This window comes from Pseudoalteromonas sp. 20-MNA-CIBAN-0454, from assembly GCF_040308685.1.
GTDB lineage: Bacteria > Pseudomonadota > Gammaproteobacteria > Enterobacterales > Alteromonadaceae > Pseudoalteromonas > Pseudoalteromonas nigrifaciens.
The window spans coordinates 111,506-127,939 of sequence record NZ_JBEOOB010000008.1; the positions used below are offsets into that span (position 1 = coordinate 111,506).

Below are 16,434 nucleotides of genomic sequence, written 5' to 3' on the forward strand. Positions count from 1 at the left end.
TATTTAGCTTGATGAAAAATTAAATCCACAGCAATTTATACCCATTATAAAAACCGAGATCATTCATGCGCTCTAAACAAAGCTCAGTAAAACGCCCCGACGCAATGAACCTGCGCCAAAGTATAAAAACACTTTGGCCTTATATCACACAATTTAAAGGGCGAGTTTTTATTGCAGCTATGGCACTGGTAGGCGCTAAAGGTGCTACTTTACTTATGCCGTGGGCACTAAAAGAAATTATTGATAGCGTTGATAAATCTATTCACCCAGTGCTTTTTATTCCTACCCTACTGCTTATTATGTACGGTGCACTGCGCTTTGCCAGCGTATTTTTAGGTGAAATACGCGATGCGGTTTTTTCGCGAGTTACCGAACACGCCATGCGCGACATAGGCCTAAAGGTGTTTAAGCATTTGCATTCGCTTGAACTGGCTTTTCATTTAGATCGACAAACCGGTGGCATAAGTCGCGATATAGAGCGTGGCACCAGCGGTTTGAGCTTTTTAATGCGATTTTTAATGTTTAACATTGTGCCTACTCTATTTGAAATTCTTACCGTTGCATTAATTTTTGGCACTTTGTTTTCTATCTGGTTTGCGCTTATAACCCTACTTGCAGTTGCCATATATATTACCTTTACAGTAACCGTAACCCAGTGGCGCAATCGCTTTATTCGCGAAGCTAACACCGCCGACAACTTAAGTAATACCCGCGCTATCGACAGCTTACTAAACTACGAAACAGTAAAATACTTTAACAATGAAGAGTTTGAAGCCAGCACCTACGACACCTTTTTAGCGCGCTGGGAAAAAGCCCGATTAAAAAACCGCATGTCGTTATTGGCACTAAACTCTGGGCAAGCGTTAATTATAGCCAGCGCCATTACCGCACTTATGTGGTTAGGCTCAAGCGAAGTAGTAACCGGTACACTTAGCATTGGTGAACTCGTAATGATAAACGCGTATATGATCCAACTGTTTTTACCGCTTAACTTTTTAGGCTTTGTATATCGCGAAATAAGACGCGCCCTTACCGACCTTGAAAACATGCTTGGGCTGCTCAACAAAAAACCACACATTGCCGACACTCCTGCATCACAACTACTAACACTCACTAAAGGTGAGGTTAGCTTTAACAATGTAAGCTTTAGTTACGATGCTAACCGCCCTATTCTTAACAATGTTAGTTTTAGCGTAAAACCCGGCACTAAGGTAGCAATAGTCGGTGCAAGTGGCGCAGGAAAAAGCTCATTAGCTAGGCTCTTGTATCGTTTTTATGAAGTGTCATCAGGTAGTATCACTATAGATAAGCAACCTATAAACACCGTAACTTTGCACAGTTTACGCCAAGCTATAGCCATAGTGCCGCAAGATACCGTGCTATTTAATACTTCAATACGCGAAAACATTGCTTATGGCAGGCCAACAGCCAGCGAGGCCGAAATAGATCAAGCCATTGCTATGGCGCATTTAACAGCGTTTATAAACAGCCTTGATAAAGGCGATAAAACCTTAGTAGGCGAGCGCGGTTTAAAAGTGTCGGGCGGCGAAAAACAACGCATAGCCATTGCCCGCGCAATCTTAAAAAAATCGCCTATTTTAATTTTTGACGAAGCCACCTCAGCCCTCGACTCCCATGCCGAGCAAGCTATTTTAACGGCTATGCGCGCTGTCACACAAAACCATACCAGCATAGTGATTGCCCATCGCTTATCAACCATAATAGATGCCGATAATATTTTAGTATTGCATAAAGGCGAGCTTCTTGAGCAAGGCACACATTCTGAGTTACTAGCCCTTAACGGCCAATATGCGCAAATGTGGCAATTGCAGCAAGAACAAGCAAAAAACACATAAATACCATTAATATTGCTCGTATAAAGGCTTTATTTGCTATTTTATCGACCTCTAGGGTGATTCACCTCAAAAGGTTTGTTTAGCAGCCTCTTATAAATAACAATTACTAAAATAACCTGAACCTAGGTTAAGATAATATTTACAATAATAAAAAATATTAATTAAACAGAGTGAAAGCTCAGGGGAACACAATGAAAAAGAGTTTAATTGCAGCTGCATTAGCTGCCACATTTATTACCGGCTGTTCAGAGCCACAAACATCAAAAACGCAAGTACAACCAGCACCTACTGCACCAATAGCCGCAACAACAGAAAAAGCAGAGTTGGGTAGTTTTGGTGTTGATTTAGCTGCACGTAACGAAGCGGTTAAACCAGGCGACGATTTTTTTATGTACGCCAGTGGCACTTGGTATGACAATTACAGCATGCCTGCTGATAAAACCCGCTATGGTGCATTTTCGGCATTGGCCGAGCGCAGCGAAGACCGCGTTAAAGTAATTATTGAAGAAATTGCCGCGCGTAAAGACTTAAATGCCGATGAAAAACTAGTAGCCGACTTTTACAACGCCTACATGGACACCAAAGCACTTAATAAGCTAGGCATAACACCAATTAAGCCGCTTTTAACGCAAATAAGTGAAATATCATCAACCGACGACTTAGCCAAAATGTTTGGTCAGTCTTGGTTAACCGGTGTTAAAGCCCCGCTTGGTGGTGGCATGTGGTTTAACCGCTTAGATCCTAATAAATACGAAATGTCGTTAGGGGCTGGCGGTTTAGGCTTACCCGATCGTTCATACTATCTTGAAGACTCAGAACGTTTTGTTAATACGCGTAGCGCCTATGTTGCTCATATTGCCGACATGCTTAAATTTGCCGATGCAGATAACGCCAATGAGCGCGCACAGGCAATTTTAGAGCTAGAAACCAAAATTGCACAAGGCCATTGGCCACGCGAAAAGCGCCGTAACCGCGACCTTACATTAAATCAAATTAAACGCGACGAGCTAAGCACTGCCTACCCTGACTTTAACTGGGATGCATATTTTGCTCAAACAGGCTACAAAGTACCGCAGTTAAATGTATCGCAACCCGAGCCAATAAAAGCCATGATTGAATTAATCAATCAAGAAGACTTAGCGGTATGGAAAGATTATTTAACCTACCACGCAATAAGTGGTAACGCTAACTTGCTCTCTGAAGATATTTTTAATACTAATTTTGCATTTTTTGGTAAAGAGTTAAATGGTCAGCAAGAGCCGCGTCCGCGTTGGAAACGTGCTATAGATGAAATGTCGAGCACCAATTCACTTGGTTTTGCTATTGGTAAAATATACGTAGCACGTTATTTTCCTGAGTCGTCAAAACAACAAATGTCTGAACTGGTCGAAAACTTGCGTACCGCATTAGGTGAGCGTATTGATAACCTAGAGTGGATGGGCGCAGAAACCAAAGTAAATGCGCGCGCTAAACTAGCTGCATTTGTACCAAAAATTGGTTACCCAGATGTATGGCAGTCGTACGAAGGTTTAACTATTAGTAATAACGACTTAATCGGCAACGTAAAAAACATGCGTGAGTTTTTTCAAGCCGAAAGCGTTGCAAAAGAGCTGCAAAAAACAGATCGTAACCGTTGGGGTATGACACCACAGCGCGTTAACGCTTACTACAACAGTTCATTTAACGAAATTGTATTTCCAGCGGCAATTTTACAACCACCATTTTTCGATCCAAATGCCGACGCAGCAGTAAACTACGGCGGCATTGGCGCAGTAATTGGCCACGAAATGGGCCATGGTTTTGACGACCAAGGTTCTAAATCAGACGAAAATGGGATCCAACGTAACTGGTGGACTGATGCCGATCGCGCCGCATTTGACGCAAAAGCCGACCAGTTAGCAGCGCAGTACAATAAGTATGAGCCAATTGAAGGTAACTTTGTTAACGGGCGTAATAGCCTAGGTGAAAATATTGGTGATGTGGGTGGTTTAGCCATGGCTTATCATGCCTACAAACTGAGCTTAAACGGTAAAGAAGCACCGGTTATTGACGGTGTTACTGGCGATCAGCGTTTCTTTCTTGCTTGGGCACAAGTATGGAAAGAAAAACGCACCGAGCAAAGCATGTTAAATCAGCTACGCGGTGGCACGCATGCGCCGGGTCGCTTTAGAGCACAAGCCCCGCGTAACCACGACGCATGGTACAAAGCATTTGATGTAAAACCAGGCGATGAGCTGTATCTTCCTGAGGATCAACGCGTACGCATTTGGTAATAGAGCGCTAAATTGCAATTAAATATAACCCGCCATTGCGGGTTATATTTTTTCTGCCCAGTTATTTTTATAGCCCTTAGTATAAAACTCAACCCATCCTGTTTTTATCTGCATTAATCTATTTAATAGTTACTAGCCCTCCCCCACATTTACCTTTAAACTATGCCCCTGAAAATTATTTTAATACTTATATTTAAAGGCGAAACGCAGATGGGAAGAGCTTACCAAAACAAAAAAGATTCAATGGCTAAAACTGCGGGTGCTAAAACTAAAGTTTATTCTAAGTACGGTAAAGAAATTTATATTTGTGCTAAAAATGGCGGTACCGATCCAGACGGTAACTTATCGCTACGTCGTTTAATTGAGCGCGCTAAAAAAGACCAAGTACCGGCGCATGTTATTGACCGCGCAATAGACAAAGCAAAAGGCGGCGGCGGTGAAGACTACGTAGCCACACGTTACGAAGGTTACGGCCCGGGTAACTGTATGATTATTGTTGATTGTTTAACCGACAACAATAAACGTACCTTTGCTGATGTACGTGTTTGCTTTACTAAAGCTAACGCTAAAATTGGTGCACAAAACTCGGTTTCGCATTTATTTGATCACCTTGCAATTTTTGTATTTGACGGTGATGACGACGAAACAGTACTTGAAGCACTAATGATGGCTGATGTAGATGTAACCGACGTAGAAGTTGAAAACGGCAAGGTAACTGTATTTGCACCACATACTGAGTACAACAATACTCGCACAGCACTTGAAGAAATGGGCGTTACTGAATTTGACGAAGATTTAATTTCGTTTGTACCACAAATAGCAGCGCCTATTGAAGGCGAAGATGTTGAGGTTATGGAGCGCTTTTTAGCTATGCTAGAAGATTGCGACGACGTACAAAACGTTTACCACAACGCAGAGTTTTAAGCGTTAATAATAAAACGTGATCAAAGGCCAACTTAGTTTGGCCTTTTTGTTTTTGTAAAATGGATTAGTTAATTTTGAATACCCTTGAACAACTACGCAGCGGTGCTTTAAGCGGTGCTCGCCACTTACAATTGGTGGAAAACCTCACTGATTTCCCAAAAGAAATTTTTACCCTTGCCGACACCCTAGAAGTACTCGACCTATCTAATAATAACCTGAGTGATTTACCCGCAGAGTTTGCCAGTTTAACCCGCCTTAAACGGGTGTTTTTATCGTTTAATCAGTTTAAGCATATTCCTGCTGTTTTAGCACAATGCCCAGCACTTGTTATGATCGCATTTAAAGGCAATCAAATTAGTGAGTTTGCCCAGCATAGCCTGCCGCTTACAACACAGTGGTTAATATTAACCGACAACCGTATTGAGCAATTACCCGCATCATTCGGCGAGCTTAAACAGCTGCGCAAACTTGCTTTAGCGGGTAACCGGTTACGCACTTTGCCAAGCAGTATGCAGCAGTGTACAAACTTAGAATTAGTGCGCTTATCTGCCAATAACTTAACGCACCTAGATAACTGGTTATTTGAGTTACCAAAGCTTACTTGGCTGGCCTTTGCTGGTAACACCTTTAATAAAGCCCAGTGCCTAACAAAAAGTAGTTTAGAGAATAAGCCACTGAGTGATTACACATTACAGCAGGTTATTGGCCAAGGTGCCTCTGGGGTTATTCACCTTGCAAAAGCAGCAAATAAAGCGGTAGCTATTAAGCTGTTTAAAGGCGCAATTACCAGCGATGGTTATCCGCTTGATGAAGTTAATTGCTGCTTGCAGGCAAATGAACATGCCAATTTAATTAAGGTACTTGCCTATATAGAGCAAGGCAGCCAACTTGGTTTAGTAATGGAGCTAATAGATAATAGCTTTAGCAATTTAGGATTACCGCCAAGTTTACAAACGTGTACTCGCGACACCTTCGCAGATGGCTGTAATTATAGTAGCCAAGCTATTTATAAAGTTGTGCAACAAATGGCCAGTACCCTACAACATTTGCATGCAAATAAAGTAAGCCATGGCGATGTATATGCGCATAACACTATGGTAAACCAAGACGCAGATGTGTTATTTGGCGATTTTGGTGCAGCAACTAATTTAGCTATGTTGAGTGAGTATCAGCGCCAGCAAATGCAATTAATTGAAGTACGCGCGCTAGGTTGTTTAATTGATGATTTACTAAGTGTTTGCAGCGACAATAATGCAATAGCAGTTAAGCTTGCGCAACTAGCTAAGCAATGCATGACAACTGATATTTTACAGCGCCCCACACTTTCGCAGTTAAGCACACAGCTAACTACACAGTTATAAAGTAAAGCGTAGTAAATTTATAAATGGCACAAAAAAACCACGCAATGCGTGGTTTTTAACGTTATTTATATAACCTTAAACTCTAAAATTATAAAAACTTACCTAACGCTTTAACTTGATCTAACATGCGGTTTGAAAAACCCCATTCGTTATCGTACCAAGCCATAACTTTAACCAATTTACCATTCGCTCTGGTTTGTGTTGAATCAAACACACAAGACGCTGGGTTATGGTTAAAATCAATAGAAACAAGCGGCAGCTCATTATATTGTAAAATGTCTTTCATTGAGCCCGTTGACGCTTCTTTCATAATTGCATTAATTTCTTCAATGCTGGTATCGCGCTTCGCAATAAACGTAAAATCAACCAAAGATACGTTAATTGTAGGCACACGTACCGACATACCATCTAACTTGCCTGCAAGTTCAGGTAGCACTAAACCAACAGCTGCAGCTGCGCCAGTTTTAGTTGGGATCATCGACTGCGTTGCACTGCGTGCACGGTATAGATCAGGATGATATACATCTGATAAGTTTTGATCGTTGGTATATGCATGAATAGTGGTCATGCTGCCTTGATCAATGCCTACCGTGTCGTTAATTGCTTTAGCAATCGGTGCTAAACAGTTAGTAGTACACGAAGCGTTTGAAATAATTTGGCTTTGTGCATTAAGTACTTCGCTGTTAACGCCATGCACTACGGTTGCATCCATATCTTTGCCCGGTGCCGAAACAATTACTTTTTTAGCGCCAGCAGTAATATGCTTAGCGGCTGCTTCGCGCGTAGTAAACAAACCGGTACACTCTAAAACAATATCAACATTTAACGCTTTCCACGGTAAATTTGCTGGGTCGCGCTCTTGCGTTAAAGTAATAACATCGTCGCCAATTAGCATAGTGTTATCGGCTAGCGTTACTTTATGAGCAAATTGTCCGTGTACTGAGTCAAATTGCGTAAGATGAGCATTAACATTAGCTGGGGCTAAATCGTTAATTGCAACAATTTTAATCTCATTATTTTGTGCCGACTCGTAAAGTGCACGCAATACATTGCGACCTATACGGCCATAGCCATTAATTGCTACGTTAATCATTTTTGACTCCTATTTACTTCACAAGCTTGTCGAGCAAGCGCTTCAATAGCTTGCCAGTCTTTATTTTCAATTAGTTGTTTATCTAACATCCAGGTACCACCCACACAAATAACATTATTTAGTGCTAAGTAGTTAGGTGCAGTAGCGAGCGTTATGCCGCCCGTTGGGCAAAAAGTAATATCGGGTAATGGCCCACCGATTGATTTAAGCATGGCGGTTCCGCCTGCGGCTTCTGCCGGAAAAAACTTTAAATACTTAAAACCGTGCGACGCTAGTTTCATAACTTCGCTTGGCGTAGCAGCGCCTGGTAAAAACGGGATATCGCTCGTTTTTATCAGTTCAAGTAGCTCGTCACTAACCCCTGGGCTTACCATAAAGTCAGCGCCTGCAGCTACCGAAGCATCAAAGCTGGCTTTATCAACTACCGTGCCTGTGCCAACATAGGCCTCAGGTACGGCTGCTTTCATTAATTTTACTGCTTCTGCCGCAATGGGCGTGCGCAAAGTGATTTCCAGCGCTTTTAAGCCACCGTTATATAAGGCTCTAGCAAGTGGTGCTGCATCTTCTAATTTTTCGATTACCACTACTGGCACAACTGGCGCCGATGCTAATATTTTTTCAATACTCATTACGTGTTCCTCATTACCCACAATGGCTGATTATTCTTCAATTCCGAAAGCACTCGCACCTAAATCGGCGCTGCTTACGATATTTCTAAATCCGGTAAATAACTCTCGGCCTGTGCCAAAGGTTAAGCTTGGTAGGCTTAATTGCAGTTCACGTTTAGCAAGCTCTTCATCGCTAACATGTACTTTTAATATGCCGTTTGGTGCATCTAAAGTAACTAAATCACCTTCATGAATTTTAGCAATTATGCCGCCTTCAACTGCTTCTGGCGCTAAGTGAATCGCCGCAGGTACTTTACCCGACGCGCCCGACATACGACCGTCAGTTACAATAGCTACTTTAAAGCCTTGATCTTGTAGCGTTGCCATTACAGGTGTTAATTTATGTAGCTCTGGCATACCTTTAGCTTTAGGGCCTTGCTCTTTTAGCACTGCAATAAAGTCTTGGTTTAATTCGCCGCGGCTATAAGCATCTTGTAACTCACCTTGCGAGCTAAATACTTTAGCTGGGGCGGTAACTACTTGATGTTCAATTGCTACTGCCGATACTTTAATAACCGCTTTGCCTAAGTTACCCGTAAGCAGTTGTAAACCACCTTGCTTACTAAACGGATTACTCACTGGGCGAAGTACATCTTCATCGTGTGAGTTATCAGGGCAAGCTACCCATTTAATTTTGCTTGGGCCGGTTGCATCACTCATTATTAAGCTGTTGTCTTGATCAAGACGCGGCTCGGTCATATAGGGTGCTAAACCATCGCCTAGCATAGTTTTAACGTCGGTATGTAAGTAGCCTGCGCTGGCAAGTTCACGCATTAAAAAGCCCATACCACCGGCTGCTTGAAAATGATTTACATCAGCAGAGCCATTAGGGTAAATGCGCGTTAATAGTGGAACCTCAGCTGATAAATCAGACATATCTTTCCACGTTATTTGAATACCTGCCGCTTTGGCAATAGCCACAAGGTGAATGGCGTGGTTAGTAGAGCCACCGGTAGATAGCAAACCAACTAAACCATTTACTATAGTTTTTTCGCTGATCACATCTGCTAAACACGGGCTGTCTTTATCGTCGGTTAATTGCTTAAGCATGGTTTCTACCGCATTACCGGTTAAACCATCGCGAAGCTCTGTGTATGGGTTAATAAACGAGCTACCAGGAAGGTGTAAGCCCATTATTTCCATTAACATTTGATTTGAGTTAGCAGTACCGTAAAAAGTACAGGTACCAGCACTGTGGTAAGACGCGCTTTCGGCTTCTAGCAAGTCTTCGCGGCTTACTAAGCCTTGCGCAAACTTTTGACGAATACGGGCTTTTTCCTTATTTGGAATACCTGACTGCATTGGTCCTGCCGGTAAAAAGAACACCGGTAAATGGCCAAACGACAGTGCACCAATTAATAACCCTGGGACTATTTTGTCGCATACGCCTAAACAAAAAACGCCATCAAACACATCATGCGATAACGATATTGCCGTAGACATAGCAATTACATCGCGTGAAAAAAGTGACAATTCCATGCCGTCACGCCCTTGCGTAACGCCATCACACATTGCTGGTACGCCGCCTGCCACTTGAGCTGTAGCGTCGTATTTAGTAGCAATGCTTTTAATTAAATCTGGGTAATCTTTATAAGGCACATGTGCCGAAAGCATATCGTTATATGAGTTGATAATTGCAAGGTTTGGTTGCTCATCGGCTTTTAAACGCGCTTTGTCATCGGTGCTACACGCAGCCATAACGTGGGCAATATTACCGCAGCCTAATCCAGCACGAACTCTTGTTTGTTTTTTTGCGTGCGAAATGCGATCTAAATAAGCTTGGCGGGTTGCTTTACTGCGCGTAATGATACGTTCGGTGACTTCTTGAATTCGTGGATGCAACATAATTAAACTCAGCTCTATTCGTTAGAGGATAAAGGCTCAGTGGCAATTAAAGACTCCACGTAATTAATTGCACTGAGCATCTTTGGCTTACCCGTTCAAAGGTACCTTATCAGAGGGCCTCTCACAACCACCCTGACACCGGTGTCACTGTATTAACGCACGACCATGACACCGGTGTCAACCCTGTCTAATAAAAATAGTGACTTTTTTTAACATAGCCAACTATTTTTTATAAATAGACATTTAATAATGTTGTATAGCATCGTTGTATTTAACGACAGCCAACAAAAAGCCCGAATATGCTTTGTGCACATTCGGGCTACTGTAAATATTCGTTTTAAGTTGAGTTTATTTAACCTGCGCTGTCGACTCGCGAGTAATTAAACGCGCCTCTAGGGTCACCTGATACGCAACCTCTTGTGGCTGAATAATATGAGCAATAAGCTGAGTAACCGCCTGTTTGGTCATTTCTTCAACTGGCTGCGCTATGGTAGTTAACCCAGGCCAAATATGGCGTGCTATAGGGGCGTTATCAAAGCCAGCAATTGAAATATCATCGGGCACACGTAAACTGCGTTGAGTTGCTAATTTAAGTACGGCGGCTGCCATGTAATCGTTTGAAGCAAATACTGCGGTTGGCCGTGGCGATAAATCTAAAATACTACGGGCACTGTCTACCCCTGAATGATAACTAAAGTTACCCTCTTCTACTAAACGCTCTTCAAATTCAATGCCATGGCTTGCTAACGCCCGTCGGTAACCTTTAAAACGCTGTTCAGTGGCACTGTGATCGGGATGACCTTTAATAAAAGCAATTGATTTATGACCCAGTGTAATTAAATGCTCGGTTATTTCAAATGCCCCTTGCTCGTCATTGCTGCGCACCGAAATCGAATCATCTTCAAGTACTGCAGAGGCAACGCGTGCATAAGGTATTTTTTTCGATTTTAAAAAATCAACTAGTTCAGCAAAGTCCGAAAAAGGCGGCGTTAATACAATGCCATCTAAGCGTGATGACTGCAGTAACTGATCAATATTATTGATTAGTGCTTCACCGCGCAGCTCACAAGGATGAATTAATAAATTGTAATTGTTTTCTTGGCAGGCAGCCAATGCGCCTGTTTGCACGCGGGTAATATAACTTTTACTTGGATTATCGTAAATACAACCAATAATAAAACTGCGATTTTGAGCAAGACCACGGGCAATAGGATTAGGCGTATAATCAAGCTCTTTAAATACTTTAAGTACCTTTTCGCGGGTAGCTGCACTTACATTTGGCTCGTTATTTAACACCCGAGAGACTGTTTTTTTAGAAACCCCCGCATAACTCGCTACACTATTTATGGTGACTTTTTTCATCTATTTACTTCCAAATACCAGCAGCATTATTCCTGCTTACTATTATGCAAACACGCCGCAGCGCCAATCAAAGGTATATTATCTTGGGTTACTAGCGTAACAGGAACTTGCCCGTTATATTGCGACATAATACCTTTTTGTGAAAAACGTTCAACAAAACGACTCTCTAACAAGCGCGATTGCATGCGTGGCAATATACCACCGCCAATAAATAAACCGCCCAACGCACCATAAGCTAATGCTAAATCGCCTGCGGCACTGCCAAGCCAGTCACAAAACTGGTTTAGAGTTGCATCGCAAACCTCACACTCGCCTGTATTGGCTAAATTACTAATTTGCGCGGCATCTAAATGCTTAGCAGTAATACCTTTAACCGCCGCCATCGCTTTATATAAATGGGCAATACCCGGGCCTGAAAAAACAGTTTCTAAAGACACATGCGGATGTTCTTTGCGTAATTCTATAAGTAACTTTGCATCTAAATCGGTAACGGCAGCCAGCGAAATATGCCCGCCTTCAGAGCTAAGCACCGCACTAGACTGCGCTGTTCTAACTAGGCAAGCTGCACCAAATCCTGTGCCTGGGCCCATAACTGCAATGTTTGAGTTTTCATCGGCTTGCCCTGCTTTAATAACCACATTTTGGTTACTATCTAAATAAGGGGCAGCGTAGGCAAATGCAGCAAAGTCGTTAATAATTTCAAGCTGCAAAAAAGAAAAAGCCTGTTTAAACTCACTAACGCTAAAATGCCAACCTAAATTAGTAAGGTGAACCTGCCCTGCTTTTATAGGGCCTGCCACTGCCAAACACGCGCGCACAGGTTTAATATGAGGCACAGTTGATAAATAATGGCGTGTTGCATTTTGTAACGAGCCAAAGTCGGCACTAGGAAAGGTATGATTATATTCTATAACAAATTCGTTTTTTGCTGCATCAAAGGCAGTAATTAGTGCAAACCGCGCATTGGTACCACCAATATCGGCAACTAAAATAGGATCAAATTGGGCAGAAGAGTGTAAGCTCATAGTGTTATCTCTTTTGTATAATACTAATCTTATTAAAAAAATGAACATTTTAACTAATTAAATAACTTACTCACTGCGTTAAAATAATTCATATAAAACAACTCTATATGATTACTTTCGCCTTGTGATTAAACCATTTTTTTGGCGCTATTTTTTTGCGTTTTAATAGTCCACTCTTTAATGCGATTAGTATAAGCGATTCATGCTTATTATTTTACAACGGGTAACCCATTGTTCTTTTTATTACTTTAGGCTATCACCCCAAAGCAGCTATCACAGTAAAAAAATGCTGCCTATAAAAATATAGGCAGCCAATACGTTTTGACAACAAAATGATAAAACGCCCTCATTATGACACCGGTGTCATGGGTAGATCAACTAAAAAAGTGCTTAATTGATAAATTAGCTTGAAATAAATCATTAATAAACGAGAATGGCTGCATTATTCTCTTTGTTATTTAAGTAGTGCTCATGAAAGGTAAAGCAACGTCATTTGATATAGCCCATTATGCTGGAGTGTCGCAATCAACTGTATCTCGTGCTTTACGTAACAGCCCCTTGGTAAACGAAGAAACCCGTAAGCGCGTTTTCGATATAGCTAAAAAACTCAACTATAAAGTAGACAAAAACGCCAGCAATTTACGCACCCAACAAAGTAGCACCTTAGCGCTATTATTGTTTGAAGATCCAACCTCTGATGAATCACAAATTAACCCGTTTTTTTTAGCCATGCTAGGCAGTATTACCCGCGCTTGTGCTAAAGAAGGTTACGATTTACTGGTGTCGTTTCAATCGGCCAGTGCCGATTGGCAAGCCGACTACGAAGATAGCCACCGCGCCGATGGTATTATTTTACTCGGTTATGGTGATTACTTAGATTATCAACCTAAATTTAACACCCTGCTTGAGCAAAACACCAAGTTTGTTTGCTGGGGGGCAATGGTTGACAACCGCCCCGATCTAACGGTGTGCTGCGACAATTATGGTGGCGGAAAACTAGCTGCAGCGCATTTAATTGCGCGCAACAGAACCGACTGCGCGTTTATAGGCGACGCATCGGATCATAGCCCTGAGTTTTTTGCCCGTTTTCAAGGTTTTAAAGATGAACTAAGCGCTAATAACGTAACCTTAAACGAACGTAAAACAGCAAATGCAATATCGACTGAAGAGTCGGGGTATCATGCCACTCGCTCACTAATAGCCAATAACATAAAATTTAATGCACTCTTTGCAGCCAGCGATTTAATAGCCATTGGTGCAATACGCGCACTCAAAGAAGCCGGTATTAGCGTACCAAAAGATGTTGCCGTAATAGGTTTCGATAACATCGCCATTGCCAGCTATACCAACCCACCTTTAACCACAGTAGAGCAAAACACCACTATAGCCGGGCAAATGTTGGTAGAAAATCTATTAAAACTAATTCGAGGCGAAGCAGTACAAAGTACCCTACTCCCTCCAATATTAATTGCCCGAGGCTCAAGTTAACAGCCTGCATTACCTTGCTTTTAAATACCACCCAACAATATAAAGTGGCTCTAGGGCAATAACGGCTTAAAATTCAAAGTAACTTATTTTATTGTTTGCGGCCTATTGTCCTTCACCTTTTACAACCAACCCAAAGGTTCACCCCAATTTAACAGCCTATTTACGCATAAGTTTCGTATTAGTTTTTCTTATCTGAAGTAAGCGTTTTTAGCGTGATTTCTCACTCGTTATTTTGCTATTTTATCTATACAATCACGCCTTTATTATAAGTGTAAATTTCAAGTGACTATCTCATGCTATTAAGTATTGTTTTTATTATTGGTATTACAGCAGAAGCCATGACCGGAGCGCTAAGCGCTGGCCGAATGAAAATGGACTGGTTTGGCGTTAGCTTGGTAGCCAGTGCCACCGCCATAGGTGGTGGTAGCGTTCGAGATATTTTACTAGGTAATTACCCACTTACGTGGGTGCAACATCCAGAATATTTATTAATTACCTGTATGGCCGGCATTATCACCACTTGGTTGGCTAAATGGGTAGTTAAGTTTAAAGGCATATTTATGCGCCTAGATGCCCTTGGCCTAGCTGCTTTTAGTATTATTGGCTGCCAAGTTGGGCTAAATATGGGTTTACACTATGGTATTTGCGTGGTTGCAGCTATAGTTACTGGCGTATTTGGTGGTTTGTTACGTGATTTAATATGTCGTCAAGCGCCATTAGTATTACACCACGAGCTGTATGCCAGCGTTTCACTTATTGTGGCGTGTTTATACCTAGTACTGCATCACTATAATATTGATGACAATATAAGTATTATTGTTAGCTTAGTTACAGGGTACTTAATACGTATGGCATCGGTACGCTTTAAATGGCGCTTACCTGTGTTTAGTTTATTAGAACCCGCTAAGTAACTAATATTGCATGTTGTTATATGAAAGCTAACTTAATAATGGCACCACTATAAAGTAAGGTGATTAGCAGCCCAATTGCTAAAGTAACTTTAGCTTTCATTGTTTGCTTTGGCTTTTGCGTAAATACAAAAACAGTTCTATACAGCGTACTAGGCACTATAAGCAACATGCTAAGTAACGCAGGAAGTACCCCCATAATAAAACCAAAACCGAATCCTGAATTTTCTACTTCGGAATATAAAGCTACAAACCCAAACCAGGCGATAGCTATTAAAAAGAAAACAGCTCCGAGTGAAATATAAAATAGTGCCATTATTAAAAATCCCTTTTCACATAACGAGCCTGTAGATAAACTCGTTTTTCATTTGTTTTTATTGATAAACAAACCATAGCCGAGTTCCTATTTTGGTTCAATTTATTACGTTATTTTATACAGAATATAAAGTGAGAGCTTGGCATTGTTTTAATTGGTTGTTTTAATTGGTTGTTTTAATTTGATTTTTTAAAGTACCCCCTCATTTTTATGAGGCTAGCTGTTGAGAGAACTGGCTTTTTATTAGTTATCTGTTTTGGGCTAAAGCGTATTATGAGCAACAAAAAGCCAAGGGCAAGCCACATAAAAGCATTATTAAATCGCTGGCATTTAAATGGATAAGGATTGTATTTAGGTGTTGCAAAACGAATACACCCTACGATGAATCGACGTATTTAGCAGCATTAAAACGCAGAGGCTCACCACTAGTAAAATTTGCAATTAATAGCTAAATTTTACTAGTCGTCCACCTCAGGGCGTGTTGTTAGGTATACTTTAACTGCACTATTTTTTTAAGGCGCCTTTTAATCAATCTTTGTTCACAATAAAGTCCAATAAAACCGCCAACACCAAAAGAAACAATAACTAGCATCCAATATAAAGGACTGGTAAATGATTGAATACCAGAGATATAAAGATATAGGTTAAACGGGAGAATAAAGAGCAAACCACCTAAGACTTTAATAAACTCTCTAAGAAGTTCAGTATCAGATTTCGCTTCATCAACATATGAGATAATAATTTCATTTGGGGTATCTTTCAGTTTAGGAAATACCTTTTGTAACCAATTTAAATAATTCAATTATGCACCCTTGTTTGCTTGTATACCTAACGCCGCCAGCATGCGCGGCTTTGTAGTGAAGGCGAAGCCGCAGCGGAAAAGACCTCGCCGTGACTGGCCTTGTTATAAACCACCTTACTCACTTACTGCCGCCGATGCTGAACCAACATCTTTTTTAAACAGCAGTATGAATAGATAAATTACGCTAAAGATTGGAATAAGTGACAAAACAGCACCGAGCAAACCCGCAGCCGCTGGCTTTTGCATTTTACGACGAGCTACGTAATAGCATAGTGCGCCCATGATCAGCGCGAAAATGATTACAAATTGGCCGTACAAAGTAGCATTGATATTCAAATGAACTCTCCTTGTGGTTTATAACGCCCTGTTAAGCGGAAAATAATGGTTGGCTATAATCGCAAAGCGATAGCCAACTGTTATTTTTCCGTTTAAGCAACTTGTGTACGCCCGACATGGGCATTGACTTATGAGGTGAAAGTCCTCTGTAGGAAGATCACCGTTTAAATAACACAC

14 protein-coding genes and 1 pseudogene are annotated in these 16,434 nt (G+C 41.3%); 7 read left to right on the forward strand and 8 right to left on the reverse strand.

The features are described 5' to 3' along the window. The first annotated feature begins 65 nt into the window (after nt 1-65). From AAEZ22_RS05865 to AAEZ22_RS05880, 4 genes are all read left to right on the forward strand, one after another. The gene (locus AAEZ22_RS05865) at nt 66-1,856 is read left to right on the forward strand and encodes an ABCB family ABC transporter ATP-binding protein/permease (protein ID WP_089368215.1); all 1,791 of its coding nucleotides are present in this window, start codon (nt 66-68) and stop codon (nt 1,854-1,856) included. A gap of 191 nt (nt 1,857-2,047) precedes the next feature. Continuing rightward, nucleotides 2,048-4,129, forward strand: coding sequence for a M13 family metallopeptidase (locus tag AAEZ22_RS05870; RefSeq protein WP_086995990.1), 2,082 nt, complete (start codon nt 2,048-2,050; stop codon nt 4,127-4,129). A gap of 210 nt (nt 4,130-4,339) precedes the next feature. Continuing rightward, nucleotides 4,340-5,053: a YebC/PmpR family DNA-binding transcriptional regulator gene (locus AAEZ22_RS05875; RefSeq protein ID WP_011328051.1), complete on the forward strand. Its 714-nt coding sequence runs from the start codon at nt 4,340-4,342 to the stop codon at nt 5,051-5,053. A 74-nt stretch (nt 5,054-5,127) separates the two neighbouring features. Further along, the gene (locus AAEZ22_RS05880) at nt 5,128-6,414 is read left to right on the forward strand and encodes a leucine-rich repeat-containing protein kinase family protein (protein ID WP_192531676.1); all 1,287 of its coding nucleotides are present in this window, start codon (nt 5,128-5,130) and stop codon (nt 6,412-6,414) included. Between the two features lie 88 nt (nt 6,415-6,502). Here AAEZ22_RS05880 and gap read toward each other — a convergent pair whose 3' ends face one another. The 5 genes from gap to glk form a co-directional block, all read right to left on the reverse strand. Then, complete coding sequence (gap, locus tag AAEZ22_RS05885; RefSeq protein ID WP_192531677.1) at nt 6,503-7,507, reverse strand: type I glyceraldehyde-3-phosphate dehydrogenase; 1,005 nt, start codon at nt 7,505-7,507, stop codon at nt 6,503-6,505. Further along, complete coding sequence (gene eda, locus AAEZ22_RS05890; protein ID WP_011328048.1) at nt 7,504-8,136, reverse strand: bifunctional 4-hydroxy-2-oxoglutarate aldolase/2-dehydro-3-deoxy-phosphogluconate aldolase; 633 nt, start codon at nt 8,134-8,136, stop codon at nt 7,504-7,506. The genes gap and eda overlap by 4 nt, the downstream gene beginning before the upstream one ends. A 30-nt stretch (nt 8,137-8,166) precedes the next feature. Further along, complete coding sequence (gene edd, locus AAEZ22_RS05895; protein WP_192531678.1) at nt 8,167-10,020, reverse strand: phosphogluconate dehydratase; 1,854 nt, start codon at nt 10,018-10,020, stop codon at nt 8,167-8,169. Between the two features lie 348 nt (nt 10,021-10,368). Next, a complete protein-coding gene (locus AAEZ22_RS05900) occupies nt 10,369-11,382 on the reverse strand; it encodes a LacI family DNA-binding transcriptional regulator (RefSeq protein ID WP_011328046.1) in 1,014 nt (337 codons plus the stop codon). Nucleotides 11,383-11,408: 26 nt separating this feature from the next. Next, nucleotides 11,409-12,407: a glucokinase gene (glk, locus tag AAEZ22_RS05905; protein WP_089368210.1), complete on the reverse strand. Its 999-nt coding sequence runs from the start codon at nt 12,405-12,407 to the stop codon at nt 11,409-11,411. A gap of 471 nt (nt 12,408-12,878) precedes the next feature. On the opposite strand from glk, the gene AAEZ22_RS05910 reads away from it, so the two are divergent. After that, complete coding sequence (locus tag AAEZ22_RS05910; RefSeq protein WP_352296539.1) at nt 12,879-13,895, forward strand: LacI family DNA-binding transcriptional regulator; 1,017 nt, start codon at nt 12,879-12,881, stop codon at nt 13,893-13,895. Nucleotides 13,896-14,188: 293 nt separating this feature from the next. Then, nucleotides 14,189-14,806, forward strand: a complete 618-nt coding sequence (locus AAEZ22_RS05915; protein ID WP_179806614.1) for a trimeric intracellular cation channel family protein — start codon at nt 14,189-14,191, stop codon at nt 14,804-14,806. Between the two features lie 16 nt (nt 14,807-14,822). Here AAEZ22_RS05915 and AAEZ22_RS05920 read toward each other — a convergent pair whose 3' ends face one another. Beyond that, nucleotides 14,823-15,119 carry a hypothetical protein gene (locus AAEZ22_RS05920; protein WP_352296542.1) on the reverse strand — a complete coding sequence of 99 codons (297 nt, stop codon included), beginning with the start codon at nt 15,117-15,119 and terminating at the stop codon, nt 14,823-14,825. Nucleotides 15,120-15,361: 242 nt separating this feature from the next. On the opposite strand from AAEZ22_RS05920, the pseudogene AAEZ22_RS18765 reads away from it, so the two are divergent. Beyond that, a pseudogene (locus tag AAEZ22_RS18765) lies at nt 15,362-15,571 on the forward strand (IS110 family transposase); the annotation flags it as partial. Between the two features lie 32 nt (nt 15,572-15,603). Here the strand turns inward: AAEZ22_RS18765 and AAEZ22_RS05925 are convergent. Both AAEZ22_RS05925 and AAEZ22_RS05930 read right to left on the reverse strand, forming a co-directional pair. Beyond that, nucleotides 15,604-15,921, reverse strand: coding sequence for a hypothetical protein (locus AAEZ22_RS05925; RefSeq protein ID WP_011328041.1), 318 nt, complete (start codon nt 15,919-15,921; stop codon nt 15,604-15,606). 114 nt (nt 15,922-16,035) lie between these two features. Then, nucleotides 16,036-16,257 (reverse strand): hypothetical protein, encoded by a 222-nt coding sequence (locus AAEZ22_RS05930; protein ID WP_089368207.1) that lies wholly within the window; start codon nt 16,255-16,257, stop codon nt 16,036-16,038. Nucleotides 16,258-16,434 lie beyond the last annotated feature (177 nt).

Bases quoted from the DNA above. Each gene is read 5' to 3' on its own strand.
- AAEZ22_RS05865 (WP_089368215.1), top strand. From the start codon at position 66: ATGCGCTCTAAACAAAGCTCAGTAAAACGCCCCGACGCAATGAACCTG.
- AAEZ22_RS05870 (WP_086995990.1), top strand. From the start codon at position 2,048: ATGAAAAAGAGTTTAATTGCAGCTGCATTAGCTGCCACATTTATTACC.
- AAEZ22_RS05875 (WP_011328051.1), top strand. From the start codon at position 4,340: ATGGGAAGAGCTTACCAAAACAAAAAAGATTCAATGGCTAAAACTGCG.
- gap (WP_192531677.1), bottom strand. From the start codon at position 7,507: ATGATTAACGTAGCAATTAATGGCTATGGCCGTATAGGTCGCAATGTA.
- eda (WP_011328048.1), bottom strand. From the start codon at position 8,136: ATGAGTATTGAAAAAATATTAGCATCGGCGCCAGTTGTGCCAGTAGTG.
- edd (WP_192531678.1), bottom strand. From the start codon at position 10,020: ATGTTGCATCCACGAATTCAAGAAGTCACCGAACGTATCATTACGCGC.
- AAEZ22_RS05900 (WP_011328046.1), bottom strand. From the start codon at position 11,382: ATGAAAAAAGTCACCATAAATAGTGTAGCGAGTTATGCGGGGGTTTCT.
- glk (WP_089368210.1), bottom strand. From the start codon at position 12,407: ATGAGCTTACACTCTTCTGCCCAATTTGATCCTATTTTAGTTGCCGAT.
- AAEZ22_RS05910 (WP_352296539.1), top strand. From the start codon at position 12,879: ATGAAAGGTAAAGCAACGTCATTTGATATAGCCCATTATGCTGGAGTG.
- AAEZ22_RS05915 (WP_179806614.1), top strand. From the start codon at position 14,189: ATGCTATTAAGTATTGTTTTTATTATTGGTATTACAGCAGAAGCCATG.
- AAEZ22_RS05920 (WP_352296542.1), bottom strand. From the start codon at position 15,119: ATGGCACTATTTTATATTTCACTCGGAGCTGTTTTCTTTTTAATAGCT.